The sequence below is a fragment of the Bradyrhizobium sp. UFLA06-24 genome (assembly GCF_054967145.1).
Genome location: NZ_JADFUE010000054.1, coordinates 16,870 through 42,026, shown reverse-complemented (window position 1 = coordinate 42,026; position 25,157 = coordinate 16,870). Strand labels below are relative to the sequence as shown.

Here is a 25,157-nt window from a genome sequence, read left to right as displayed (position 1 = left end):
CTATGCTCGTTCATGGCGTATCGCTCTCCTTGAGGTTCTGGCAGGCTCGACACCCGCCTCGATACGCCGCCTATCTCATTCCGTCATCACCCAGTTTCCCGCATAGCTCCCGCCGGAATGCTCACGTTCATAGCGTCGCTCCGGCTCAGCCGGGCCCAGGTTGCGCAATCGGTTTAATCCCAGCCGGCGCCGGATAGGGCTGAAGGTCGCCGGCGACACTACCGGCCTCGATTGAGATCTGTTTGACCTGTGGCGCTGTCGTCCCAACGTTCCGGCTTCTGCGCATGGGAAGGCAGGATTTGGCTTGGATAAAAGAGGTCTTGTGGAGCGATCACGGTCCATCCACTCCTTCCTCGCCGAACGCTTAAACTTGGCGACCGTCCTCGCCGAAAACGGCGAGTTGCAGCGCACTGCAGCCTTCGTCAGGCCAGCCTCGATCAAGATTGGCGCCATGGCCTTTCGGCGTCAATGGCGCATTCTTGGGGGCGTTCATCCGATCCTTAAGGGGTAGGCTAAAGCTTCGGCAGGTTGCTTCCTCGTTCAGGACCGGATGGACAACCTACTGAAAGCTCACACCTCATGGTCTCACAGACATCCTACCCGAACTGGTTGCCCCCCCATGCGGCCCCTCTAGAAGCGCGCGTATGCGCGCAGCGATCTGTCGCGCTTTTCGGCCGCAGGTTGGGTTCCACGCAATCGAGTATAGCCAGCATCGCCAGAACTTCGTCGACGTTAAATGTGGCCGCCCTGCGATCTGATAGTCCCAGAGACCGATGGGGGGCGCGGACCCGATTGGCTGCAAGCACCGCAAGCGCTTGCGGCCGCAAGGACGTAATATGCCGCTCGAATATATGCATTCGTTGGCCTGTAGCTGCCCTGTGGGCATGATGTCGCGAGCGCTGGTGGCCAACCCGGTCGCAAAGACTGGGGCTGGCCACCTTTGCTCCCAAGAGGCTCCAATTCTCAAGGGCTACAAAGTTGTATCTTCGAGAAGTACCAAGGGGCACCTACCAAAATCGGTGGCTCCCCTCCTCGTCGGCGACTCTCTAAGCTAGTTTTTGCCTTGAATTGGAGACACCAGCACGACCAGACACATGCACGTTGCATGAACAAGAAAACATGCCAATCGCACATGAGCGACGCAAGTATGTGGGCAGAGTCAATCTAGGCGGAGCACGATAGAAAGCCGCTGGAAAGTTATCCGAGACCCTCGTAGACCGCGATGAGGAGTACCTCGTTGAAAAATGGGCGACGCTGCCGGCGTCGCTCGTCGGCACGCCTGGCGGAGAGAATGGCACGAAGATAAGGGTGGAGGGGATTCAGCCACGCAGTCTTCTTCCCTTCCAAAGTATTGCTGATGATTGATCGGAAGCAGTGCGGGCGCGACCCGGTGCCGTTTGGTTGCGCTGGAGCAGGCGCTGTCCCTACCCGCCCGCCAGTTGAACTTAGCAGAACTTGGCTCGGCGCTTATCTCCCCGCGGACACACAGGGGCAGCGCTCTGTCCCTGCAGCTAACCTGCTCCAAACTCAGCTTCAAGCGGCGGCAAGAAGCTGATCGGGAGCTTATCGCCAGCGGACCGAGTGAAACCGCCAAAAAACGAGAACTAACTCGTGAGTTGGAAGCAGTGCGAACGCGGTTCGGCGCCTGACGGCCTGGGGCATCATGAGGCACTAACCCTGCCGCATCCGCACTGCAATGAGCTTAACGGAAGCGTAACTCAGCACATGGTGGTCCTTCAGCTCATGCGCTGTCCCTGCCACGCTCCCGTTAAACCCAACGATTCTTTATCGAGCCTGGCTTACCGAAAGCTGACAGACCTGCGCAGCAATTTACAACGAAAGGCGGCCTATGTGGCCGCTGGCAGTTGAGAGCAATTACGACGTTTACGCCTCAGACAATAGCCATCGGCGCGCTTGCGATCAGCGGCAACCGCTCCGCGCTAAACGCCCGTGGCGTTCAGTTGGTCAAGCTCCACGTTGGTTTGTCGTATTGAAGACGATTGTGCCCGTTTCTCAAAATGCGTTACCAAGCTCCATCAGGCCCATCAGCGAGGCGCAAAGCGAACGGAAAGCAGCGGATGCGGCTCGGCGCCCATATCCATCCGGGGAGGGTGGACAAATGCGCTATCTCTGCCGCATCCGCTTCGCCGGCGAGCCAGGAGCGACATGACTCGGCACCTCCCATGGAGGAAGGAAGGCGCTGTCCCTATCAAGCGCCGCTGGCACAGTAGTCAGCCTCGGGGAGCACAAGGCTAGCCACCCGGCTTTCCCGTGAGGCCCGTCGCCTCAGGGTACAGCGGGACTTTAGCGACAAGGCGGCCTCGGGAGACCTACCAGCATTGGTGGTCATACACACTTAATCGAGAAACTGTTGGTCAAACTTGAAGACCAAGCGAGTTCAGTGCCTAGTGCTCCAGAACGATCAGGCGGCGCCAGGGGCGCCGCTTTCTCCCCACATTTCTGTTTCAGCTGCCGCAAGGAAAAAAGACCGAGCGCACCCTACAGCGTTGGCCAGCCGCAGCATTTCGTCACAACGCGGATGGCGAGCAGGGATGTCCTGCCGTCATGAAGCCGCCCGAGTTAAGAACGGCAACAAGACTTTGGGCAGCTCGCCGATCAAGCGGAGGGCGTTAGCCGCAAGGCTGACTCTTGGATCATCGCTGAACGGTGCGATTGTTTCCAGCGTCGTGAAACGGGCGTGCTGGACGGCGCATTCCTCGTTCTGTTCGAGCATGATCCGCAGTTGAGGTGCACGATGGCGTCTTCATTGGGAAAGATGGCGTCCCCCCTCGGTCCGACGAAGTGCATCTCTACCCCTTCGCGGGTCTCGAACTTCTTGCAGCGGCGGGTCCTTCCGGGCCCCCCTACGCGGGTGACCCGCGACCACTCGACTTTGCTAGATATAAAATTTCAAAAGGCACTTTCTGTTCTCGGATCGGCGTGGAACCCAGGGGTGGGCCTGCTCAGGAAACAAATCCGGTCGGCTATTTTTGAGCCTGAAATTGATGTCTTCGTCCGTTCGTCATCGGGCGGCGCCAAGTGCGACCGAAACACGCTCGAAAGCATCTATACCAATTGAGACCGTATGGCTCCCAATCGGAGCCTCTCTATCCATGATCGTTATCGGCCTCAAGGGCCTTATCGGGGCGGCAAGACCACCGTGACCCGCATCGAAAGCCACGGGTTTGTACGCGGCCGGTTCGCTGGCGCGCTGAAGCGACATGCTGCGCGCCTACCCACATTACCGGCGCTGCGACGAAGCCACCATCGAACGCATGATCGACGGCGACCTGAAGGAACAGCCGTTGCCCTAGCTCAGCGGCAAGTCGCCCCGGCCGGCTGCCCGCTGACGGCCCAAGAGCTGCGAAGCTACGCAAATACGCCAACGCACGTCGTCGAGATAGCGCTGGCAAAAAAGCTGACTGAGGCGCCGTGGGCAACGCAGTCAACGAGGATGTCGGCGAGACGCTCCAATCGCTTATCGACTTCGTCGGCGCCGATGCGCCGTACCAGACCTTGTTGCGGGTGGCCAGTCTAAGATCCGAGCTGTTACAGCGGCGTTGGCGATTAAGCTACGCGTTTCGTCTTTCATCTGATCCAACGAATATGACCGTTTTTGTGCCATGAATGATAGAGCCGCGACGAAGAGGGCCCGACTACCGCCAGTCGCCTGAAGCTCATTTTTCAACACTGGCCATACGATGATGCGACCGGGACCATGACGTCATCTAGCGAAGCTCTATCCGTTCTCTACGAGCCGCCGAGTCTGCCGCCGCGACTTCAGGAAGCCGCGGTCGGTTGCCATGAACTTGAAGAGCATGGGCGAGATAAGCTTCGCTGGGTCAACCATCTGTCCACTTTGGGCGGATAGTAAATCCGCATAAGCAAGCAGATCGCGATGTACGCTTGCGGGTAGCTCCGCAGTGATCTTTACCGGTTTGTCATCTGGAACGGCAGCAATTTTCAACTTCGACACAACATCTACCTCGCGTAAGGCTGAAGGATCAGATCGCGATTCACGATCACGCGGATCGGGAAGCCAGGACGTACCGTCAGCGTGGGCTGGATATTGAGACCGCGCCGAACTACCTGCTGTCCAGTTTGGTTTAGAGAGTCCGAGGCGCCGTGACGCAACGCCTGGATAATTGCGCTGTCGTTGCTGTTAGTGTCCGAGCCGGCACCCAGTTCCGTTCCGACGGCGAGAAACGTCGATAGTGCCGCAGCCTTGAAGAGTTCGCCCCAGTGATTGTCCACCTGGTCTTCTAGGCCAGCATAGCCAGCGGTGTCAGCGCCAGGCTGCCGCTCGAGAACTATAGAACGTCCATTCGGCATGATTAGCCGGGTCCAGACGAGCAGAACGCGAGACTGGCCGAAAGTGACCTGGCTGTCGTAGATGCCGATTAGACGCGCTCCCTGAGGCACGAGCAGAAAGCGACCGGTCGGCGTGTCAAAAACATTCTCGGTTACCTGCGCGGTAATTTGGCCTGGCAGGTCCGATCGGATCCCGGTGATCAGCGCCCCTGGAATCACCGTCCCGGCCTGCACGATGTATGGTGAAGCGGGCCTGATGACACGGTCAGGGCTTACCATGCGACGGTCCACGGAGGCATTCACGAAGGCAAGCTTGCGGTCCTGGCCGTTTTGCGCAGATCTATCCTCGCCAGTGCTCGTTGCGCTTGGTGATGCGAGGCGGTCGCCTCCAACCGCCGCAGCGGTGGGCGGACGCGCTCCTTCATTGGTCGCAGCGAACAAATGGCTGATGCGGGCTGCCTCAGTCTCTTGATCCCGGCGCTGCTGGTCTGGATCAGTGCCGATCGTCGGCGACTGGCCTTGAGCAGCAAGTATTGGTCGACCGAGGTCGCCGGGAAGCGGCGGACCAAGCTGCGGGATTGGCTGGCGCGGAACGCCAGCATAGTCCTTCGGCAGCGTCGTAATACCGTCGGCAACATTGTGGTGGTCGGTACTGTAAAGCTCATCGGCCGCTTGATTGCGGGAGCGATTGTTCTGCAGCGACCACAGCACCGCTCCGCCGATGACAAGCAGGGCAACCGCGCTCCCGCCGGCCAAGACCTTCCGCGACAACCGCGTCACGCGCGTGTGCTCTGCTCTCAAGCGGAAGCTCTCGGATGGCTCCACTTGTGTCTCCGGCGGAATAGCTTGCTCGTTTACATTCCGAGAGTTCATGACGACGGCCTCCCGCCGGTTCTGACAATCCTGACCTTCTTCTGGTGCTCACCACCAAGCCGCAGTTCGGCGGCAGCAAACAGCCGATCGACGATCAATACATTGCCGTCAGCGCGATAGTTGACGAGTTCGGTCTTGCCGTCTGGACCGATGACAAAGAGCGGAGGCATCTCGCCCTGCACGATGCCTTGCGGGAATTCGACATAGACCTTGCGGCCATCGTCATATGCGGCGAGCGGTCGCCAGGGAGGACTGTCCCCTTCGATGGCATAGCGGGAGATGCGCTGCGCCGGGTTCGGAAGAGCGGGTTTCAGAGCGACCGGACGCCATCGTTCCCGTGCGGTTTCAGGATAGTACCAGGCAACAGACGGCATGTATGGCCGTTCGCGGGATCGGAGTTCGATCAGGTAGGTGCGCCGGTCAGTGTTGACCACTAGGTTGGTTTCGATCGAAGCTCGGGTCGGCTTGACCAAGACATGGACGCGCCGTGTATCGCCGCTGCCGCTCTCGGTATCGCCCACGACCCAGCGTACAGTATCTCCGGCCGCGATCGGCCCTGATCCCGTCAACTGTTCTCCCTCCTCGAGCGCGATATCTGTGATCTGCCCCGGCGCGGCGTAAATCTGATAGAGCGCCCCGGGACTGTAGGCGTAGATTTGCGCAGCATTGAAATACCCCCGCTTGCGCGGTTCGACCCTGGCCGCATTGTTTGCCATCTCAACCCGGCTCACCGGTTCGACCTCTTCCTTCCCGGCCGACTTGCCTCCGAGAGCCGGCTTCCAGAGCGGCGGAACGTGAAGCGGTCGCAATCTGTCGTCGAGAGCCACGGGCGTCGCCGGCAGCGGAGGAACTTCAGTGTCATAGCTGATCTCCGGCGGAATGTATGTCGCGCACCCACCGAGCACGGACGAGCAAAGCATAAGAGCGGACAGAAGTGCACGCTTCGCGCTCACGAACCCGGGCCAAGTCGAATTGAGCCTGTTTTGCTGAATGGAACATTTCGAATGAATGTCAGACGGCGTCTTGGTCACTGACCCAACTCCTTTGACCAGTTGATGGCGCGGACATAGACGCCAAGAGGATTCTTGCGTAGGCGCTCGGCTTCGCGCGGCGTCTCGATCACGATTGTAAGAATTGCAGTCCAGCGCTCGGTCGAGTTCAACGCGCCATTGTCGTAGATGCGCTGGGTCCATGCGACCCGAAAGCTTTCCGACGACGCACGAATGACGCTCGAGACCTCGACAGAGATTTGCGCCTTACCCAGCTTGGCAAAGGGGTCGTTGCTGCGCGCGTAGTCGTTGAGCGCAGCGGCGCCGCGATCAGTCGTAAAATCATAGGCCCGCAGCCAGTTTTGGCGCAGAACGATCCCGTCTGCCGGTAGGCCTCTGACATCCTCGATAAAGCGTGCCAGATGATAGGCGATCTGCGCATCAGTGGGCTGATATTCAATGTTGGCCGGCGCAATCCGCTGAGCCTGACCGAGATGATCGACTTCGACCACCCACGGCGTGATCGAGCCCTGACTCGATTGCCAGACAAGGCCACCTGCGAGACCGGCTGACAGCGTCAGGCAGCCAAAAGCCATCAGGCGCCAGCTCTTGGCTTGCACGCGCGCTGATCCAATGCGTTCGTCCCAAACCTGCGCGGCCTTTTGATAAGGCGTAATCGGCTCGGGCATGCGCCCGTAGTGAACTGATGGCCGTTTGAACATCGATGGTTGCCCCTGATATCAAGTGATCGGTTTCAAGTCGTGCGATGGAATGGTTTGAGGCGCTGTGTGTGCGGCGGAGATGCAGGGTGCGTCTCAACGTTCTCCCTCGGACAAATCGACGGAGGAACCGCTACCACCATGATCGCCCGAGCGGACGGCGTGGCCAGCGGCCGAGGCACCATGCCGGATGGTCTGAGCACGCTTCATGCGGCGAGCCCAATCAGGCTGCCCTTCAGCCGGCGCGCTCGTGCCCTGCTCGCCCGCTTGGCTACCTCCGAAGGCAGCCGCTGCTCGACGCAAAGGACTCGTCGCAGCCGAAGCGCCAGCCTCCGCGACGCCGGCAAGGCCGCCGCTTCGATAGGCGGCTGTTGCTCCGCTGATGACAGCGCCGCCACCGCGCGCGCCGCCTGCAATCGCACCACCAGCGAGACCGGCACCGCCAGCGGCAAGTCCCGCGCCAGCCGCAACAATGCCGCCAGCAGCAAGGCCTGTTCCAATCGTGGCTCCGGCGCCGAGTTGGGGGCCGCCCGACACCAGGCCGTTTGCGATACCCGGACCGAAGATACCGAGGCCCAGCAAGGAAAGCGCCGCGAGCACCAGCGTCATCGCGTTTTCGATGGTTGGCTGTACACCGCCGAAACCTGCGGTGAACTGCGAAAACAGGGTGGAGCCGATGCCGACGATGACGGCCAGGACCAGGATCTTAATGCCGGAAGATATGACGTTGCCCAGAACGCGCTCCGCCGCGAAGGTGGTCTTGCCAAACAAGCCAAAGGGAATGAGCACGAAGCCGGCCAGTGTCGTGAGCTTGAACTCGATCAGGGTGACGAAGAGCTGGATCGCCAAAATGAAGAAGGCGAGCAGCACCACGACCCACGCGAACAGGAGAACGACGATCTGGACGAAATTTTCGAAAAAGCTGATGTAGCCCATCAGGTTGGAGATCGAATCGAGGAGCGGTCGGCCGGCATCAAGTCCGACTTGAGCGATCTTTCCAGGTCTCAAGAAATCCGATGCGGAGAGGCTTGCGCCTGATGCTTTCAGGCCAAGACCGGCAAAGCTCTCGAAGACGATGCGCGCCAGACTGTTCCAGTTACCGATGAGGTAGGCGAAGACCCCTACGAAGAGCGTCTTCTTGACGAGACGCGCGGTGATGTCCTCATCAGTTCCCCAACTCCAGAACAACGCTGCGAGCGTAATGTCGATCGCAGCAAGGGTCGTTGCGAGATATCCGACATCGCTCCCCAGCAGCCCAAAGCCGCTGTCGATGTAACGCGTGAACGTTTCCAGGAACTGGTCAATGATCCCCGTACCAGTCATGGCTTGCTTGCCTCAGGTGTCACCAGGTTCGGATATCCCTGCGGGATCCGGCTTGGATCCTTTGGAGCGAGCGCCACGCCGGCAGCGGAATCGTCGTGGCCAGGTAATGTGGCACCGTCTTTCTTGCCAAAAAAGCGACGGCGGTTTTCGGCCCAAACTTGCTTGCAGTGATGATAACCCGCGGCTTCCTCCGCAGTGACGCTGCGGCAGCGCGCGAGGTCAGAGCTGGTTGCTTCTGTCGTCTGCTCGGCCTTCGGTGGTGGAGCAGGACCGTCTCCGCCACGAAGCTGAATCGTGCAGGCAGCGACGGCCACTAGGCCGATTGTCGTAAGCAGCGATAGCGCCTTGAATGCCTTTAGCTCGGTCATCAGTGGAACATCTGCACGTTGAAGGATTGATAGCCCTCTCCTGGCGTCAGGAATCGCCTGAGTTGCTCTCGTCCTTGATCCTGAGCCGAGCCGCGCTGAGCCGCTTCGAGGCTCTGCGCCCTGCCCTGCGCCGTCACGACAGCGGTGAGGTCGGCGAGTTGCTGCGCGTTCAGCGCGAGAATCTGATTGCCAGCTTGGGTTGCCTGCAGAGCACCGCTTGCGCCTTGGCTAGACGCTACGAGCGCGGACGTCTGGATGCGATTGGTGTCGAGATTGCCAACGATGCCCGCCTGAACTCGCAGCGCGTCTTGCGTTGCGGCATAGGAATTCTGCCAACGTGTTTGGGCGTTGAAGATCAGCAACTGGTTCGACTGGCTGACTGTAGCTGGCGCATAGCTCGTCGAAAACGCGCGATCGATCTGCTGGACGTCATAGGCGATGCGCTGGGCCTGGGCCAGTAATTGCTGAGTCCGCTGGATCGAGGATTGCAGTTGCTGCAGCGACGAGTACGGCAGGTTTGCTAGGTTCTTCGCCTGATTGATCAGCATCTGCGCCTCGTTCTGCAACGAGGTGACCTGATTATTGATCTGCTGGAGCTCCCGCGCAGCTGTTAGGACGTTCTGCACGTAGTTGTTGGGATCAAAGACGATCCACTGCGCTCGCGCGGACACCGTGACGCTGAGCATCAGCGCGACCGTGGCAGCGGCCGCCAATAGGCCAAGATGCCTCATAGGGATTTCTCCAGATTGACGAGATTGGGGATGATGTCTAGGGCCCAGGCGACACCGCGGTGCCGGAGCCAGGCCGGCACGAAGCCGTCAGGTCCATGTTCGGCGAGGAGTTGCGTGATCGCGGCTTGGTCTGCCTTGGAAGAGGCTGCGGTAAAGGCGAGCGCGACTTCACCGAGCCCAAGTTCGAACATCCGATTGCCCCGGCGCGACTGGCAGTAGTAGTCGCGCTTTGGCGTTGCTCGGCTCAGAAGTTCGATTTGGCGATCATTGAGTCCGAAGCGGCGGTAGATCGTGGTGATCTGGGGTTCGATCGCCCGCTCGTTCGGCAGCAGCAGGCGCGTTGGGCAGCTTTCGATGATCGCCGGCGCGATCGCGGAGCCATCGATGTCCGACAGTGACTGGGTGGCGAAGATGACGGACGCATTCTTCTTCCGGAGCGTCTTCAGCCATTCCCGGAGTTGACCGACAAAATCTTCATCGTTGAGGGCAAGCCAGCCCTCGTCGACAATGAGAAGTGTCGGCCGGCCGTCGAGACGGTCTCCGATCCGATGAAAGAGGTAAGCCAGAACCGCTGGGGCAGTGCTCGTTCCGATCAACCCTTCAGTCTCAAACGCCTGAACCGAAGCTTCGCCAAGGCGCTCGAATTCGGCATCAAGCAGGCGCCCGGAGGGACCGCCCAGGCAATAGGGCTGCAGGGCCCTTTTCAGGGAATTGGATTGCAGCAAGACCGAGAGGCCCGTGAGGGTGCGCTCCTCCCTCGGCGCCGAAGCGAGAGAGGTGAGCGCCGACCACAGATGATCCTTGACCTCCGGCGTGATCTCGACCTTTTCCCGCGCCAGGATCGCGCAGATCCATTCCGTGGCCCATCCGCGCTCGGCGGAATCGTCGATCCAGGCCAAAGGTTGCAGCGCGACGGGGTTTTCGTCCCCTTCAGACAGCGCACCGCCGAGATCATGCCAGTCGCCGCCCATGGCGAGCGCGGCCGCCCGGATCGAACCGCCGAAATCAAACGCAAAGACCTGCGAGTTCGGATAGCGCCGGAATTGCAGCGCCATCAGAGCGAGCAACACCGACTTTCCGGCACCGGTCGGTCCCACCACAAGGGTATGGCCGACATCTCCGACGTGGAGCGAAAACCGGAACGGCGTTGATCCCTCGGTCTTACCAAACAGGAGCGGCGGGCCCCTGAAATGCAGGTCCCTCGCCTCGCCCGCCCAGACGGCCGACATCGGAATCATATGGGCGAGGTTAAGTGTCGATACCGGTGGCTGCCTCACATTCGCATAGACATGCCCCGGCAGACTGCCGAGCCAGGCTTCGACCGCGTTCACCGTCTCGATCATGCAGGTGAAATCGCGGCCCTGAATGACCTTCTCGATCAGCCGCAGCTTCTCGTCGGCGACATTGGGATCGCGGTCCCACACAGTGATGGTCGCCGTGACAAAGGCTTGCCCAATCTGATTGGACCCCAGTTCCTGCAACGCCGCGTCGGCATCAAGCGCCTTGTTGTGGGCGTCGGTATCTAGCAGCGTCGACGCCTCGTTCGTCATGATCTCCTTGAGAATGGCGCCAATCGATTTTCGTTTGGCGAACCACTGCCGCCGAATTTTGGTCAGCAGCTTGGTGGCCTCGGTCCTGTCGAGCATGATCGCGCGGGTTGACCAGCGATACGAAAACGCCAGGCGATTCAGGTCATCCAGAATTCCCGGGGTCGTCGCGCCGGGAAAGCCGACGATTGTCAGGACCCGAAGATTGGCTGAGCCCAACATCGGCTCGAGTCCGCCGGTCAGCGGCTGGTCGGCCAGCAGAGCATCGATGTACATGGGAATCTCAGGTGCTCGAACTCGATGACGCTTGGTCGAGATCGTCGAGTGCAGATAAGTCAGCGTGTCCTGATCATCGAGCCAGGTGCATTCCGGCATGAACCCTTCAAGCAGGCCGAGCACGCGGTTGGTTTGGTCGATAAATCCGCGCAGCACCTCCCGAGCATCTGCTCCAACGGTGCGGTCGCGACCTTCATAGAGCAATCTCTCCGCCATAGCCGCTCCCTCCTCCGGAGGCAGATAGAGGAAGGTCAGGAAGTAGCTGGACTCGTAATGGGCACCCACCTCTTCGAACTGAGCCCTGCGTTCCGCGTCGACCAGCGCGGACGCGACGTCCGGAAAGGAGTTAGGCGGGTACGCCCCCGCAAAGTGACGTTGCGCCTCAACGAACACGGCCCAACCCGATCCCAGGCGACGCACGGCGTTGTTCAAACGGCCGGCGACGGCGACAAGTTCAGCCGGCACTGCGCTATCGAGATCGGGGCCGCGGAATTTCGCGGTTCGTTGGAACGAGCCGTCCTTGTTCAGGATGATTCCCTCGTCGACCAAGGCGGCCCAAGGCAGAAAGTCGGCGAGACGAGCATTAGAATGGCGATATTCGGCAAGGTTCATCATGGACATGAGCTCAGGCGTTGAGATGGCTGGGGATGCGCAGATGCCGGCGCACCACATCGACAAAGGCTGGATCGCGCTTGGCGGCCCAGACAGCGGCCATGTGGCCGATGAACCAGAGGACGAGACCGGCGATCCAGAGCCGAAGTCCGAGCCCAAGGGCTGCCGCAAGCGTGCCGTTCACGATCGCAACCGACCGCGGCGCGCTGCCCATCAGGATTGGCTCAGTAAGCGCGCGGTGAACGGGCACAAAAAAGCCTTTGACCGGTTCATCCATCAGATCACCACGCCGCCGCCGAAGGAGAAGAACGACAGGAAGAAGCTCGAGGCGGCAAACGCGATCGACAGACCAAACACGATCTGGATCAGCCTGCGGAAACCACCTGACGAGTCCCCGAACGCGAGCGTGAGCCCGGTCACGACGATGATGATGACGGCGATGATCTTGGCGACTGGACCTTCAACCGACTGCAAAATCTGATTGAGTGGCTGCTCCCACGGCATGTTCGAGCCAGCCGCCCACGCCGATGCCGACGCCAAAAGCACCGTGCCGAAAGCGGCCAACGATGCACCTCGAAGAAAGCGAAATTGCTGACGCATGTCAGTCTCCTGCTGTTGAAATGCTGTAGTCGCCCGTGGCACCGAGGCCTGAGACGGTGGCGAGTTCGGCGAGGCGGCGGTCGGCGCCGCGTCCCGCCAGCACGGCGACGAGGTCGATGGTCTCGGCGATCAAGGCGCGCGGAACCGAGATGACGGCTTCCTGGATGAGCTGCTCGAGCCGTCGCAGCGCGCCGAGCGCCGTCCCCGCATGAATGGTACCGATGCCGCCGGGATGGCCGGTGCCCCAGGCCTTGAGGAGGTCGAGTGCTTCGGCACCTCGGACTTCGCCGATCGGGATGCGATCAGGACGCAGTCGGAGGGACGAGCGAACAAGATCCGACAGTGTGGCCACACCGTCCTTGGTCCGAAGCGCAACGAGATTGGGCGCCCTGCACTGTAGCTCGCGCGTATCTTCGATCAGCACAACCCGATCGGAGCTCTTCGCGACCTCGGCCAGGAGCGCGTTCGTCAAGGTTGTCTTGCCGGTCGATGTTCCGCCGGCGACGAGGATGTTCTTCCGTGCGTCGACCGCGCCCCTCAGGATCTTGGCCTGCTCCGAGGTCATGATGCGCCTTACGACGTAGTCGTCGAGCGTAAACACGGCGACGGCGGGCTTGCGGATAGCAAAGGCCGGTGCTGCAACGACCGGAGGCAAGAGACCTTCGAAGCGCTCGCCGGTCCCAGGCAATTCGGCCGAGACCCGTGGCGAACCGGCATGCACCTCGGCACCGACGTGATGCGCGACTAGGCGAACAATGCGCTCGCCATCGGCAGCGGACAGAGTTTCGCCTGTGTCCATGAGGCCATTCGACAGCCGGTCGATCCATAGCCGGCCATCCGGGTTGAGCATCACCTCGATGATCGCTTCGTCTTCGAGATAGCCGGCAATCGCGGCCCCAAGCGCGCTGCGCAGCATTCGCGCACCGCGCGAGCTCGCGTCTGATTGAATAGAATGGATTGCCATCGTTCGCCCCACCGAATGAGGGCACCCAAGGGGCCCTCAGATGGGGATCATTAGAAAAGGCCCCACGGACTTGGCGCAACAAGCGGCTTCAGTGATCGTAGACTGGCGTAGAAAAAGAAAGACTGAAAACTGATGTTTGAGGTCTACTCATTCGTATCGTACTCGGCGAGCTACCGCTCACCACTCCGCATCGTCATCCGCGGGCACGAGTAAGACCGAATCCTCATACGACTCGACAGCGTAAGAAACATCAGCCGGCTTGAAGAATAGGAGTGAACTCATCCAGGAAACGATAGATCGGCGCCAAGGCAGCATGAACCAGATCAACGCCGCGATCTGCACTGCTACGTTGACGCCGAACGCTACTTGATAGGCATGGACGGCCCTATGGCCATCATTCGCGGGCCATTGCTCCAAGATAAGACCTGTCCCGCATTGTGCCAGGAACGCCCAACCAAAGTGCAAGACGTTCAAGGCGCCGTTGGCACGACCGGCAAGCGCCGGCGGAAAGTAATCTACTATTACCGCGAAGCTGACCACGGTTGCCGTTCCGGCAATTGCGACAACGGACCAGGGCAAGATGGACGGCAGAGGCACTCGCAGGATCAAAGCTAGCTCGGCTGCGAAAAAGAGCACCGCAACCGTCGCTAATACCGTCTCCGCCCCTATTCCCCTTCGTTTGACGTAGTGGACGGTCATCCCGAACAACAACGCGCCGAAGCTCAAGACGATCGACATGGTGAACAGCTGTCTTACGAGACTTGCGCGATCAAGCCCCTCCACGTCGGTCAGCCACGGTGATGCCCACAGTCCCTGCAGAGACCAAGCCGATCCAACACAAGTCGCCGACAATGGGGCCATTCGCCAGAAGCGCCGATCGCTGAAAACGGAGCCAAGGGTGGCGCGCGCCGTTGATGGAACAATGCCTCGTTCAGGCACCGCGACATAGATGAGAATGGCCGTCGCACCGGTAGCGACTGCCAGGATCCCAAAGAGCAGCCGCCAGCCCATCCAAGCGAGCAGGTATTCGACGGGAGCCGTAGCCGTTACCGCTCCTAGCGACCCCAGCATAATCATGTAGCCGTTAAGCAAAACGACGCGTTCGCTAGGGAACCAGAGGATGATGGACTTCAGTCCGGCCGTCAGCGCCGCCGCGACACCAAGCCCGATCATTGCACGCGCTATCAAGAGTGACGGGAAACCGCTCGATACCGCGAAGAGTCCGGCGCCCACTGCTGCGAGCAAGAGCAGAGCACTCTGGACGCGCCGCGGACCAAAGCGGTCCAACAATATGCCGACGGGAATCTGCGCCGCCGCAAAGACGAGGAAATAGACCGAGGTAAGCAACCCGAGGTCGGCAGCCCCAAGCCCAGCATCCGAGCTGAGATGACTGGCGATCAAAGCGTTGATCGTTCGAAACAGATACGAAAGATAGTATCCAACCGCAAACGGGAGAAATACGCGCGCTGTGAGGCGCCATGCCCCTGAAATCTGCATGCTGGCCCCTCTTGCTGTCAGCTCGTGCGAGCCGATAGCGCGACCAGCTTTTCGTCAGTTCAGCTAAATCGCTGCGGGCGTAGGTTAGCGAAGAAAAAGAAGGGACCGGCGAAACGGTCTTGCTACATGGTTCAATCAAGATTCTTCGGCCGCTTCCTGGCGGCGGATATCTTCTGGAATCTCGCGCAGAAAGCTTTGCCCTTTCTGCAAACGGCGCCCGAGCGCCTCGACAAATCCTTCAAAGCGCTCCCGACCCTTTGCCTGCGCGGCCGTCTGCGCGTCATTGGGCAATGGCGGCGTTACTGTCAGCCAGAAGCGGATGAACAGGGCCAAGGTCTCTGCCGTTAGACCGATATCACGCTCCATCCGCTGCATTTGTCGCGAGAGGCGATCGAGACGACGGGTAAACGCGGCCTCTCGCCTGTCCGCTCCGTCCGGTGACAAAAACGAAGCAACGGCTGCCTCCACGATCGCAGACCGGGAAAGGTTTTTGCGATCCGCGAGGTCCGAGATCTGTTTCAGAAGCTCGGGCGGGAAATAGACGTTCATCCGATCGCGCATGTTGCCTCAGAGCTCCATGCCGTCATTCGGATCCATGGCAACCTGGCGGGCGACGCCACGCATCTGCTGACGAAGCAGTCGAGATTGGCGGACCGCGTCCTCATCGTCGTCAAGAACCACGGCGAATTCCTCGGCTGGGGCCGGCTCGGTTGTTTCCTTGGCTATCGCGACGTGATCGGGGAGTTCGGGCTCGCGACGGAGACCACTGTTCGCGGCGTCTTCCTCTGCTTGCCCCCTGTCGGTTGGATGCGGCGCAGGCTTCAGCGTTTCAAGCGTTGACCATCCGTCCGTTCCTGATACCGTCGGATCGGGCGGCGGCAAGATCCGCTCGGTAAGCCGCCGATCCTCATAATAGCGAACCTTCTTCGCCCGGATCGGCGGTGTGCCCGCTACCATAACAATCTCGTCCATCGGCGATAGCTGCATGACCTCGCCCGGGGTTAGCAGCGGTCTCGCCGTCTCCTGGCGCGAGACCATCAGGTGTCCAAGCCAGGGGTTCAACCTGTGACCGGCATAGTTCTTCATCGCACGCATCTCCGTCGCCGTACCCAACGCGTCGGACACCCGCTTGGCGGTCCGCTCGTCATTTGTCGCGAAGCTGACGCGCACGTGACAATTGTCGAGAATCGCATTGTTGGGCCCGTAGGCCTTCTCGATCTGATTGAGCGATTGCGCGATCAAGAAGCTCTTGATGCCGTACCCCGCCATGAAGGCGAGCGCGGACTCGAAGAAATCAAGACGTCCCAGCGCCGGAAACTCGTCGAGCATCATCAGGACTCGATGCCGGCGGTCGCGGGCGTGCAGATCTTCGGTCAGCCGCCTGCCGATCTGGTTTAGCACCAGGCGGATTAAAGGCTTGGTCCGCGAGATATCGGAGGGTGGCACCACGAGGTAAAGCGTCGTAGGGCGGCTGTTTGCGATCAGATCGGTTATCCTCCAGTCGCAGCGGCAGGTCACCTGGGCTACGACGGGATCGCGGTAAAGACCCAGGAACGACATCGCGGTGGACAGAACGCCCGACCGCTCATTCTCGGATTTGTTGAGGAGTTCACGCGCCGTCGAGGCGACCACGGGATGGGAGCCCTTCGCGTCAAGATGCGCGGTCGTCATCATCGCCTTCAGCGTCGCCTCGATCGGCCGCTTCGGATCGGACAGGAAAGCTGCGACGCCAGCCAAGGTCTTGTCTGCCTCGGCATAGAGAACATGGAGTATGGCGCCGACCAGGAGCGAATGACTGGTCTTCTCCCAATGGTTCCGCTTGTCGAGCGAGCCCTCGGGGTCGACCAGGACATCGGCGACGTTCTGGACGTCACGAACCTCCCATTCCCCGCGCCGCACCTCGAGCAGTGGATTGTACGCAGTGGACTTTGGATTGGTTGGGTCGAACAAGAGAACTCGACCATGCCGCGAGCGAAAACCGGCCGTCAGTTGCCAATTCTCACCTTTAATGTCGTGCACGATGGCCGAGCCCGGCCAGGCCAGCAACGAAGGAACGACCAAGCCAACACCCTTACCGGACCGAGTGGGGGCAAAGCACAAGACGTGCTCCGGCCCGTCATGGCGCAGGTAGTCGTGGTCGAGCTTGCCAAGCACCACACCATCCGGACCGAGAAGTCCGGCCGCTCGAACCTCTTCCGCATCAGCCCAGCGCGCCGAGCCATAAGTCTCAACGTCCTTGGCCTCGCGCGCCCGCCACACCGACATGCCGATCGCCACCGCGATCGAAACGACGGTCCCTGATGCTGCGATGAAGGCCCCCTCGACAAAGACCTGCGGCGCATAGGCATCGTAGACGAACCACCACCAGAAGAAGATCGGCGGATAATAGATCTTGAAACCCCACAGTTCGAACCAGGGCCGCCCAAGCTGGGGCTGGTAGCCAAGTCGCCAGGCCGTCCACTCGGTTGCTCCCCAGATGGCCAGCAAGACGATCAGGCCGACAACGATCACCTGCCCCCAGAGTATTTTGGTTCCGGACATTCCGAGCGTCCTTCCGCAACTGAATTGGTGAGATAGCTAGAGGCCGAGGTCGCGCTTGCGACCAAAGCCCCATTCAATACCACCGCCGTCCTTCACGAACCCGGTGACGTGTTGGCCGAGCCTCTTTTCTAGTTCGCGCGACCAGGGCACGAGCTGGAAGCCGAGACCATTATCGATCATGGCGAAGCGTCCCGAGGTGAGCGTCAGCCGCTGGCGATACGTGCCCGCCACATGCTCCCCGGAGGCGGCGTTCATATGAGGCAGGCCGATGTCGGCCGAGACTTTTGCGGCAACCTCGTCCAGTTCGCGTCGACGCAACGTCTTCAGGAGGTCTCGCTGCACGGTGATGCGTTGGCCCTGCCGCCGCGCCAAGCCCTCCTGGATCAGATGCTCGGTCCGGGCCTCCATGGCGTCGCGGGTCTCGCGGCCAAATCCACCCATGGCAAGCGGCATGGGGTCGCGTTCGACCAGCCTGTGGTCGAGCCAAGTTGCCCCTCTTGCCTTGACCTGACCACCAAGATCGAGATCGGAACGGGCCGCGAGCACCACGGTGGGGCGCGGATCGCCGGGTGGACCGAAACTCCGGACTTCGACGATGCCGCCCATTGGCGGTGCATATTCGAACGCCTCGAGCCCTCGGAAGCGCACGTGGTGAGCGCGTCCGTCTGTTCCGTCAATCAGGGCATAGGCCTCCCCGGTCAGTTCGTCATGCAATCCGCGGTCGACCAGCCGTCCGATAATCTGGGCCGTCGGCCGTCCACTCTCAATGACGAAGTCGGCAACGCCGCGCGCTTCCCCACGCTCGGTGAAGGCGCGGTGCATGGTCTTGATGATGTCGCCGCGCATGCCGAGATCGCGCAAGCTGCGCTCGGCCTCGAGCCCGACTATCCATTCGCCTGGTGCAGCGGAGGTAGCAAGGCCCATCCTCTCTAGCTGTTGAAGACGACCGATCATCAGGCGCCGGATCTCGGAATCGGACTTGCTCGAGTTCTCGGGGCGAAGATCGATAGTGCCGGTCTCATCGGCTGCCAACCGGATCTCCCGATCTAGCCGCGTCCATCGTTCCGCCGTGACTTCTCTCTCCAGCGAATTGCGGATCTCGTGCTCCGGTTTTGGACCCAGTTCTATGGCGACCAGTTCCTCGGCGCGTGACCGCAGGCCCAGGCTGATGTAGTCGCGGGAGATCACGAGATCTGCCCCTTCCTCGTCTACTCCCCGAACGAGAAGATGGACGTGGGGATTGTCGGTATTCCAATGATCGACAGCAACCCAATCGAGCCGCGTGCCGAGATCAATCTCCATTTGCTTGGTGAGGTCGCAGGTGAAAGTCCTGAGGTCGGTCATCTCGCCGGCATCCTCAGGCGAGACGATGAACCTAAAATGATGCCGGTCGTCCTTGCATCGTTCAGCGAAAGCCGCGCTATCGGCACCGTCACTGCCGGCATCGAACATCACGGCACGCTCACCGCTTCGGGTCACGCCATCGCGCTTGAGATATGAAAGATGGGCCGTCAGAGGCGCCGAGCGGAATGCTCGTCCTTTGTGCCGGACAACACGTGCCTTCACCACGACGCGCCGCGTCGGGCTGAACAACCGACTGCGGCTGAACGCAAGCCTGCCGCGGCCAAACGTCGAGCGGCCATAAGCCGTGGAACTCCTGCCAGCCGCAGACTGACCAGAGGTGTGCCCGGCCTTCTTTGCCGCCCGCAGCACCTGGTTAATGAAGCTCTTCTGCTTCGGCGAGCGGGTATTGCGGATGCGCCCAGGCCGAATACGCAGGTCGCTATCGCCCACGCTCACGGGGCCTCCAAACGATTAAAAGCACGCACAGTGCCGAAAACGCCTTTGATTGCATTCGTAAAAACGCTAGGCGCGGCACGCGACCCGACAGACCGGCACGCTAGAACCCAAGCCATGCCAATGGCTTGCGGTTCGACCGGCGAGCCCCTTTTATCTCGCCTTCCTAATCGGGCGGGCAAAGTCAACTCATTCCCACGCTTTTCTTCGACTCTTCGAACTCCAACCATGACCGACTCCCTGCACCAACAACGCGCAACTTCATCACAGCCGCGTACGCCACGTGCCTTCACCAGGCGGGGTCCATGCGTTCCTTCGCGTTCAGCACTTGGGCCGTCGCATGCTCTTCATCAGGTTCGTAAACAGGGCTGTCCAAGCAGTCCGGCGCTCTCGTCCTGAAGGGCGGCAGCAGGCAAGAGATAGCGGACATTCCCCGTTTCGCGGCCCCGCCAGGGGACGCTCACCGCGACGCGCCGCTCTCTAATTTCGCTCCTCCTCAACGTGCTGGGCGAAAACCCAGTGCTAATCCGTCGTTATCTGCACCGCGGCTACTGTGCAGGTCTCAACCGCAGCCGCTGCGTGACCTGGCGCCGAATCCGACGTGCAAGTCGGTCTCGCTGATCCACATTCGGTGCAGAATGCTTGCGAGCTTCCGCGCGACCGCGGTGATTGCGCACAACATGCTCGATCGTTTGGCGATCCGCAGGCCCCACGCTCGCAATGCCGACCATTTCCTGACCCGCAGCAAGCAGGCTTGCGGCCGCCTCGCAAAGCACTTCGCGCACGGCGACGTCGACCTGTTTGCTGATGCGCCCTTCGTAATCGATCGATGTGCCGGACTGGTGCCGCCTCGGCGCCAAGCCGAAATGCGCGCCGACCGTTCGTGATCTGGCAAAGCGCCGGGGATCGTCGACGCCGACCTTGAACGACAGGGCCGCAACGGGACCGACGCTTGGAACCGTCATCAGGCGTCCGCAGATAGCGTCATGCTGGACCACCTGCAGCAGCGCACGATGGAGCCGATCGTATCCCTCTAGGATGGCTCGGCGCGCATCCAGCATGGCCTCGATGGTCATAATTAAGATCGGATCGCTGCGCTCGAGCAGCGCGCGGACGCGGGCCTCGTAGGCACCGCGGGCGACGGCTCCGACGAGCAAACCACAGGCCCGCAGTGCTCCACGAATGTGGTTTTCGATGTCGATCAGTTTGCGCTTGACCAGCTTCCGGCTGGCCAGCAGCGTGCGCATCTTCTGCATGTCGATGTTCTTGACATGAACGGTGCGATACCAGCCCAACCGCATCATCTGCACGAGGCCGCGCGCGTCATTCCGGTCGGTCTTGTTCCGCATTGTCGACAGCGAAACGCGCATGTGACGCGCTTCGACGACAATGATCGGAAGCCCCGCGGGCTGTAGTTCGCGACACAGCCAGATGCCAAGCGATGACGCCTCGACTCCCACTCTCCCCAGGCGATCCGCGTAGCCCTCTACTGCGGAGCGGATCGCCGCTGGCTCGGTTATAACCGTGACCTCGCGAACGGTGTGACCCTCGCCATCGACGAAGCAAAGACTGGTTTCCTCAAGAGCGACGTCCAATCCAACGTAGAATTTCATCGGAGCTCTCCTGTGTGGCAACGACCGCCTAAGTCGTTGCACCGGGCTCCGGATTCGACCACACGGGCGGCTATCCCCTTGCACCGGTTTCTCGAAGCCCGATTTGAAGAGCCGTCCTGCCGTCGTGGTTCCCCGGCCGCTGATTCCCGCGGCCCAACTTCCAAGCCAACTCGGTGCTCGTGGCGATTTGCGACAAAATGCAGCTCGGGTCATTGCGGTAGATCCTTCCATCCCGCCTGCCCGAATACGTCGGCTGGCGGCCGATACATAGCGAAATAGCCGCCGCGACTCGGCAGCCAACTTGAGAAGCCCCCCGCTGTTTGCCCGCGTTTGCGAAGCGATCGCTCCCCGAACGGTCGAGGCACCCGCAGGGTGGCTTGGTGAGGGGCGCAGCGACGAGTAGAGCGCGGGCCGCATCGCCCGTGTGCCATCAGCACGTTATTGTCCCACTCCCCCGCGCACTCTTGCCCGCGTGACCAAGGGTTCTTCAGTAGCAAACTCGAAAGTCTTAGCGTCATGATCGTGTTGCAGCGTCTCGAATGCAAACCGAATGTCCGTCACAGGGCGCCAGCGAACCTGGAAACTAACGGCTGATAGCACGAGCTGCCCGATGTGCAGCCGCCGAAGGCTTACGTCGTGTTTGCCAACTGCTCTCCCTCTTCCGCCATTTGCTCGGTGAAGCAGGCCAAGGCCTGCGAACCCGCACACTTGGTCATTGCGATAATTCTGAATGCGATCGAGGTATGAACACGCCAATATGGTGGGGGACCATGGGCGAAACATCGGACGTCGAGATTGCGGTCGTGACACCGCTCGACGGCATGAGCGCCAGCAACCGATCGCGCGTTTTCATGAGATCGGATCGCGTGATGAAAAGCGTCGCGGCTGCTGATGACTGTCCGCTGGACGCCCACCTCGGCGGCAGTTCAATGGCAAGCAGATTTGCAAGCTTTGCGACGTATGCTCGCGTCTCGTCTGGCAGAGAGCCGCCTGCGAGATGCTCTTCATAGCGAGATGGTCCCGCGTTGTACGCGGCAAACACGCCAGGCGAGCCATACCGATCGAGCAGTTGGCGCAGATAGGCCGTGCCAGCCAGAATGTTGTCGTGCGGGTCGTAGGGGTCGTTCCCCAGATTGTAGCGCTCGCGAAGTTCCGCCCAAGTCGCCGGCATGATTTGCATCAGGCCCATTGCGCCTTTTGACGATCTGGCGTGAACGTCACCAGCACTCTCGATGCTTTGGACTGATCGGATCCAGTTCGGGGCAATCGCAAAGCGTTGCGAGGCTTCATTGATGAAGCCGGCAAACGAACGAGGGGCCTGACTGATCGTCGGCTGGGCGGCTGATCCGCTCTGGGCCAAACCAGGACTGTCGAACGCGGTCAGCAGAAGCATCAGGGGCAAGGCAGCACAAACGCGCGTGCCCAACCGACCCAAGCACCCGGTCGGGCTCGCGCCAGCCTTGCAGACACCGATCGAGATGGAGGTATGATCCCGCAATCGATCGAATAACAGAATGGCGAGGAGAACACGTCGAATGCGCACGATTACTCCTCCCACGTCCACACCGGCATCGCACGGCCGATCACGCTAGATGCCGGAAGACATCCAAAATACCGGCCATCAAGAGAGTCGTCCGACTGCCAGTTCATCAGAAACAGCTCGCCGTCTCCGACGACGCGGCAGCCCTGCCATTTCGGCAGCGGCCTGCCTCGTCTGTCGTGATCCTTCGCCTCGCCCACCGCGACGTCGTCGACCGAAATCGTGAGACCGGTTCTGCAGACACTCTGCCCCGGAAGGGCAAGCACGCGCTTCAGCATGGGGACGCCAATGGGCAAATAGCCGTTAAAGTCGAGGAAGGTCGCGAGCGGCTCCGGCAGCTGCACGGCGACCAATTCAGTGACTTGGAGTTGGTCCGCCGGTAAAAGGCGGTAGAGACCAATCGGCACGCTCGCGGATGCGTTCCAGATGTAAAGCGGAAGCGGCCCCAGGACGATCGTCCCGATGAGCGCAGCAGCCACGCCAATCGTCACGGCCAGCATCATCAGGCGGCCCGTCATCGGATCACCTTTTGGCGACGAAGCCAGGCCTGATGGCGCGCTTCCGTATATTGACGCGGGTTTTCGTTGACGGACAGGCGGTTATGGACGTGATGCCAATGATCAGGCGCGACATCAGCTGGATCGATGCCGAGTGCCTCAACGGCGTCGGTTATTTGTAGTACTCGCTCGACCTTCGGCCAGCCGGACAGACGCAGCAAAATCTCCCCGCCGGGTGTCACATAGGGGACGGTCGAGCAGCGCTGTCCCGGAGCGACCGCGCGCAAGATGTCGATGCGCGAAATGATTGTCCCAAAGTCGTTGGAGGTCCATCGGACGAAGCCAAAGATGCTGCCGGGCGCAAATGAGAGGACGCGCCGATGGCGATCAAGCTTCCGTTCCTTGACGATACGACCGAACCGAATCCGGTTTTCGATGCGCTTCTCGAGCCACAGCACTTCCACTTCGGTGAGATCGTTCATGCCGCCGGTCCCCAAGACTGAAAAAGGGCGACGTAAGCTTTGGCGACGGCGAAACACCTGTGCGGCTTCTTCGCACAAGCAGGATTGGCGGCGCGCCGTTGCCAGTTGGCTGCGATGCGGCTTGGGGTTTGTTCCGTTAGAGGGAATCCGAAAGATTTCTGGTTAGTAAAGTTACAGCGGCTGGAAAGCTCGGAGAAACAAGCTCTTAAGGTCGATTCCAATCCCCGATAGCACGAGGATTGGGTCCCCGATAGCACGGGGGTTGCGGTCCCCGATAGCACGAGCTGATTCACAGGTTGTCCTCCGAATTTGTAATGAGACCGCGCTGGCGAAGGCGAGCCGTTAGGGGCATCAATAGGCGTGGTGCGAAGTTCAGTCGCTCGGTGCCATCAGGACCGCGCGTGAGCACGAGCTGGTAGCCGGGCAATGCCTGACGCTGAACGATCTGACGTACGTCGTAAGCAAAGTGCTTGAGCGGCGAGAGGATGCCGGACTTGGCATGGAGATGCACAAGGTCAAAACTCCGGCCGCCATCCTGGCGTCCACCATGCTTTTGCACGAGCCGGTAGAGCCATCGCACAAGTCCGCCCGTCAGATGGAAATAAGCGCGATCAATCGTCAGTACGAGCGCGTCATCGATTACGCCCGCGTAGAACCAGTCCGGCAGGATTAGCTCGAGCCCAAATGCGCGACCATTTGCATCGGCCGTTTCCTTCCACTCGTTGATCCAGGAGAAGCGATGCCCTCGTCGTTTCGCTGGCTGGCGGATCGACGTCAGCACCATCCTTGACTGAAGTCTGTCGAGGCCCGCCTTGAGCCGGTCATAGTCGCGTGCGCTGCTGCCGCGGCCGACGAACGTCAAGATCTCGTAAGGCGTTGCCATCAGACGGGACGTCTTGAGACCTGCGTCACGAGCTTCGACGATCTGAGAAGCAGCGCAGATCAGAACGTCTGCATCCCAGATGGTTGCCATGCCGTGTTCCGGCACGGCCTCGACACGAATTGCGATCGCCCGGGCACGGAAATCGATCGGCACAGTTCGCTTTGTTTTTGCAAGCGAGAAGAACGGATATGCCATCAGATCCTGCGCATCGCGCGGCGCGAGATCGCCGGGCAACGCCCGAAAGAGCTCAAGCTGGTCGCGCTCGAAATGGCGATTGCGCCGCATGATTATTGCTCTCGCGCGGCAATCAGCGACGTTCCTGGCCCGCATACGGGCGCAGCGCCGGGTGCTTCTTGGCAGGCAGAACGGTCCCCTTGCCGGGGTCCGACGTTGACGTCTTAGCACCGAGGTCGGCCCACGCTTTCAGATCATCTAATGCGTAGACGACACGTCCGCCAATCTTCCGATACGTTGGACCGGTGCCGTATGTGCGGTGTTTCTCAAGCGTGCGTCCCGAGAGGCCAAGATATCGCGCGGCTTCCGGTGTACGCAGGAATCGCGAGGGTAGACCGGCCATCAGATCGGGCATTTGGGATCTCCAGAATGACGGTGCACCGCGTATAGCGGCGCCTGCGTGTGTGCGGTCATCATGGAGGAGCAAGTTCTCGGAGGGGGATGCCGAATATTGGGGGTACGATTTGCGGCACCCCTAGGGGACTGCGCTACTCGTCCTCGCGACTGGCCGCAGGAGTTTGCGGTAACAACCGTGTATCCACGCGAGGCCGCCTTGCACCAAGGCGGACGTTCTATTAGGCACTTCATGCGTCTGCCAGGCGCGATCGTGAGTGCGCTTTTTGCCGAAGAGCGCTGCGGTAATAACGCGGTACAGCCGCCAGCGCTGTGCGCATCAAGGGCGCGCCTCGCGGCGCTCAGACGGTTGCGCCGGCGGTTGATTAATGTGTGGAAATGCAGGGCTAGGCGCGCGTCCATTCGT

At 60.7% G+C, this 25,157-nt stretch carries 22 protein-coding genes; all 22 read right to left on the bottom strand.

All coding sequences use genetic code 11. The features are described 5' to 3' along the window. Window positions 1-3,739: 3,739 nt before the first annotated feature. The 22 genes from IF809_RS30070 to IF809_RS29965 all read right to left on the bottom strand — a co-directional run bounded on the left by IF809_RS30070 (window position 3,740) and on the right by IF809_RS29965 (window position 25,040). Entirely contained in the window at window positions 3,740-3,976 is a 237-nt protein-coding gene (locus IF809_RS30070) for a DUF2274 domain-containing protein (RefSeq protein ID WP_011084436.1), read from the bottom strand. A 5-nt stretch (window positions 3,977-3,981) separates the two neighbouring features. Then, on the bottom strand, window positions 3,982-5,184 hold the full coding sequence (locus IF809_RS30065) for a TraB/TrbI/VirB10 family type IV secretion system protein (RefSeq protein WP_011084435.1): 1,203 nt from the start codon (window positions 5,182-5,184) through the stop codon (window positions 3,982-3,984). Then, complete coding sequence (gene trbG, locus IF809_RS30060; protein ID WP_038936969.1) at window positions 5,181-6,215, bottom strand: P-type conjugative transfer protein TrbG; 1,035 nt, start codon at window positions 6,213-6,215, stop codon at window positions 5,181-5,183. Before trbG ends, IF809_RS30065 begins: the two co-directional genes overlap by 4 nt. Then, on the bottom strand, window positions 6,212-6,895 hold the full coding sequence (trbF, locus tag IF809_RS30055) for a conjugal transfer protein TrbF (protein ID WP_028144224.1): 684 nt from the start codon (window positions 6,893-6,895) through the stop codon (window positions 6,212-6,214). The genes trbG and trbF overlap by 4 nt, the downstream gene beginning before the upstream one ends. Window positions 6,896-6,988: 93 nt before the next feature. Next, window positions 6,989-8,215, bottom strand: a complete 1,227-nt coding sequence (gene trbL / locus IF809_RS30050) for a P-type conjugative transfer protein TrbL (protein WP_038936970.1) — start codon at window positions 8,213-8,215, stop codon at window positions 6,989-6,991. Continuing rightward, the gene (trbK-alt, locus tag IF809_RS30045) at window positions 8,212-8,583 is read right to left on the bottom strand and encodes a putative entry exclusion protein TrbK-alt (RefSeq protein ID WP_080586783.1); all 372 of its coding nucleotides are present in this window, start codon (window positions 8,581-8,583) and stop codon (window positions 8,212-8,214) included. Before trbK-alt ends, trbL begins: the two co-directional genes overlap by 4 nt. Next, window positions 8,583-9,314 (bottom strand): P-type conjugative transfer protein TrbJ, encoded by a 732-nt coding sequence (trbJ, locus tag IF809_RS30040; RefSeq protein ID WP_028152635.1) that lies wholly within the window; start codon window positions 9,312-9,314, stop codon window positions 8,583-8,585. The genes trbK-alt and trbJ overlap by 1 nt, the downstream gene beginning before the upstream one ends. Further along, window positions 9,311-11,752, bottom strand: coding sequence for a conjugal transfer protein TrbE (gene trbE / locus IF809_RS30035; RefSeq protein ID WP_038936971.1), 2,442 nt, complete (start codon window positions 11,750-11,752; stop codon window positions 9,311-9,313). The genes trbJ and trbE overlap by 4 nt, the downstream gene beginning before the upstream one ends. A gap of 10 nt (window positions 11,753-11,762) precedes the next feature. Then, window positions 11,763-12,026, bottom strand: a complete 264-nt coding sequence (locus IF809_RS30030; protein ID WP_028152637.1) for a VirB3 family type IV secretion system protein — start codon at window positions 12,024-12,026, stop codon at window positions 11,763-11,765. Next, window positions 12,026-12,349 (bottom strand): TrbC/VirB2 family type IV secretion system protein, encoded by a 324-nt coding sequence (locus IF809_RS30025; RefSeq protein ID WP_038936972.1) that lies wholly within the window; start codon window positions 12,347-12,349, stop codon window positions 12,026-12,028. Before IF809_RS30025 ends, IF809_RS30030 begins: the two co-directional genes overlap by 1 nt. Window position 12,350: 1 nt before the next feature. After that, the gene (trbB, locus tag IF809_RS30020; protein ID WP_028152639.1) at window positions 12,351-13,265 is read right to left on the bottom strand and encodes a P-type conjugative transfer ATPase TrbB; all 915 of its coding nucleotides are present in this window, start codon (window positions 13,263-13,265) and stop codon (window positions 12,351-12,353) included. Between the two features lie 225 nt (window positions 13,266-13,490). Next, complete coding sequence (locus tag IF809_RS30015; protein WP_038936973.1) at window positions 13,491-14,810, bottom strand: MFS transporter; 1,320 nt, start codon at window positions 14,808-14,810, stop codon at window positions 13,491-13,493. A 135-nt stretch (window positions 14,811-14,945) separates the two neighbouring features. Then, window positions 14,946-15,371, bottom strand: coding sequence for a CopG family transcriptional regulator (locus IF809_RS30010; RefSeq protein ID WP_038936974.1), 426 nt, complete (start codon window positions 15,369-15,371; stop codon window positions 14,946-14,948). 6 nt (window positions 15,372-15,377) lie between these two features. Then, window positions 15,378-17,351 carry a conjugal transfer protein TraG gene (locus IF809_RS30005; protein ID WP_038936975.1) on the bottom strand — a complete coding sequence of 658 codons (1,974 nt, stop codon included), beginning with the start codon at window positions 17,349-17,351 and terminating at the stop codon, window positions 15,378-15,380. A gap of 36 nt (window positions 17,352-17,387) precedes the next feature. After that, window positions 17,388-19,151 (bottom strand): relaxase/mobilization nuclease domain-containing protein, encoded by a 1,764-nt coding sequence (locus IF809_RS30000; RefSeq protein ID WP_038936976.1) that lies wholly within the window; start codon window positions 19,149-19,151, stop codon window positions 17,388-17,390. A gap of 545 nt (window positions 19,152-19,696) precedes the next feature. Beyond that, window positions 19,697-20,761 (bottom strand): IS110 family RNA-guided transposase, encoded by a 1,065-nt coding sequence (locus tag IF809_RS29995; RefSeq protein WP_202949172.1) that lies wholly within the window; start codon window positions 20,759-20,761, stop codon window positions 19,697-19,699. A 712-nt stretch (window positions 20,762-21,473) separates the two neighbouring features. Further along, window positions 21,474-22,304, bottom strand: coding sequence for a lytic transglycosylase domain-containing protein (locus tag IF809_RS29990; protein ID WP_038936978.1), 831 nt, complete (start codon window positions 22,302-22,304; stop codon window positions 21,474-21,476). Window positions 22,305-22,306: 2 nt separating this feature from the next. After that, the gene (locus tag IF809_RS29985; protein WP_212481101.1) at window positions 22,307-22,819 is read right to left on the bottom strand and encodes a S26 family signal peptidase; all 513 of its coding nucleotides are present in this window, start codon (window positions 22,817-22,819) and stop codon (window positions 22,307-22,309) included. Then, a complete protein-coding gene (locus IF809_RS29980) occupies window positions 22,816-23,280 on the bottom strand; it encodes a DUF2840 domain-containing protein (protein ID WP_028152645.1) in 465 nt (154 codons plus the stop codon). The genes IF809_RS29985 and IF809_RS29980 overlap by 4 nt, the downstream gene beginning before the upstream one ends. A gap of 289 nt (window positions 23,281-23,569) precedes the next feature. Beyond that, entirely contained in the window at window positions 23,570-24,448 is an 879-nt protein-coding gene (locus IF809_RS29975; RefSeq protein WP_038936980.1) for a replication initiator protein A, read from the bottom strand. Window positions 24,449-24,470: 22 nt separating this feature from the next. Then, a complete protein-coding gene (locus tag IF809_RS29970; protein WP_041957479.1) occupies window positions 24,471-24,752 on the bottom strand; it encodes a helix-turn-helix transcriptional regulator in 282 nt (93 codons plus the stop codon). 120 nt (window positions 24,753-24,872) lie between these two features. Beyond that, window positions 24,873-25,040 carry a DNA -binding domain-containing protein gene (locus IF809_RS29965; protein WP_244433102.1) on the bottom strand — a complete coding sequence of 56 codons (168 nt, stop codon included), beginning with the start codon at window positions 25,038-25,040 and terminating at the stop codon, window positions 24,873-24,875. Between the last annotated feature and the right edge of the window lie 117 nt (window positions 25,041-25,157).

Excerpts from the sequence above, each read along its gene's own strand:
- IF809_RS29985 (WP_212481101.1), bottom strand. The coding sequence starts at position 22,819 with ATGACGGGCCGCCTGATGATGCTGGCCGTGACGATTGGCGTGGCTGCT.
- IF809_RS30015 (WP_038936973.1), bottom strand. The coding sequence starts at position 14,810 with ATGCAGATTTCAGGGGCATGGCGCCTCACAGCGCGCGTATTTCTCCCG.
- trbB (WP_028152639.1), bottom strand. The coding sequence starts at position 13,265 with ATGCTGCGCAGCGCGCTTGGGGCCGCGATTGCCGGCTATCTCGAAGAC.
- IF809_RS29970 (WP_041957479.1), bottom strand. The coding sequence starts at position 24,752 with ATGCCCGATCTGATGGCCGGTCTACCCTCGCGATTCCTGCGTACACCG.
- trbE (WP_038936971.1), bottom strand. The coding sequence starts at position 11,752 with ATGATGAACCTTGCCGAATATCGCCATTCTAATGCTCGTCTCGCCGAC.
- trbK-alt (WP_080586783.1), bottom strand. The coding sequence starts at position 8,583 with ATGACCGAGCTAAAGGCATTCAAGGCGCTATCGCTGCTTACGACAATC.
- IF809_RS30065 (WP_011084435.1), bottom strand. The coding sequence starts at position 5,184 with ATGAACTCTCGGAATGTAAACGAGCAAGCTATTCCGCCGGAGACACAA.
- IF809_RS29975 (WP_038936980.1), bottom strand. The coding sequence starts at position 24,448 with ATGCGGCGCAATCGCCATTTCGAGCGCGACCAGCTTGAGCTCTTTCGG.
- IF809_RS29980 (WP_028152645.1), bottom strand. The coding sequence starts at position 23,280 with ATGAACGATCTCACCGAAGTGGAAGTGCTGTGGCTCGAGAAGCGCATC.
- trbJ (WP_028152635.1), bottom strand. The coding sequence starts at position 9,314 with ATGAGGCATCTTGGCCTATTGGCGGCCGCTGCCACGGTCGCGCTGATG.
- IF809_RS30025 (WP_038936972.1), bottom strand. The coding sequence starts at position 12,349 with ATGCGTCAGCAATTTCGCTTTCTTCGAGGTGCATCGTTGGCCGCTTTC.
- trbL (WP_038936970.1), bottom strand. The coding sequence starts at position 8,215 with ATGACTGGTACGGGGATCATTGACCAGTTCCTGGAAACGTTCACGCGT.
- trbF (WP_028144224.1), bottom strand. The coding sequence starts at position 6,895 with ATGTTCAAACGGCCATCAGTTCACTACGGGCGCATGCCCGAGCCGATT.
- IF809_RS30010 (WP_038936974.1), bottom strand. The coding sequence starts at position 15,371 with ATGCGCGATCGGATGAACGTCTATTTCCCGCCCGAGCTTCTGAAACAG.
- IF809_RS29995 (WP_202949172.1), bottom strand. The coding sequence starts at position 20,761 with ATGAAATTCTACGTTGGATTGGACGTCGCTCTTGAGGAAACCAGTCTT.
- IF809_RS30005 (WP_038936975.1), bottom strand. The coding sequence starts at position 17,351 with ATGTCCGGAACCAAAATACTCTGGGGGCAGGTGATCGTTGTCGGCCTG.
- IF809_RS30030 (WP_028152637.1), bottom strand. The coding sequence starts at position 12,026 with ATGGATGAACCGGTCAAAGGCTTTTTTGTGCCCGTTCACCGCGCGCTT.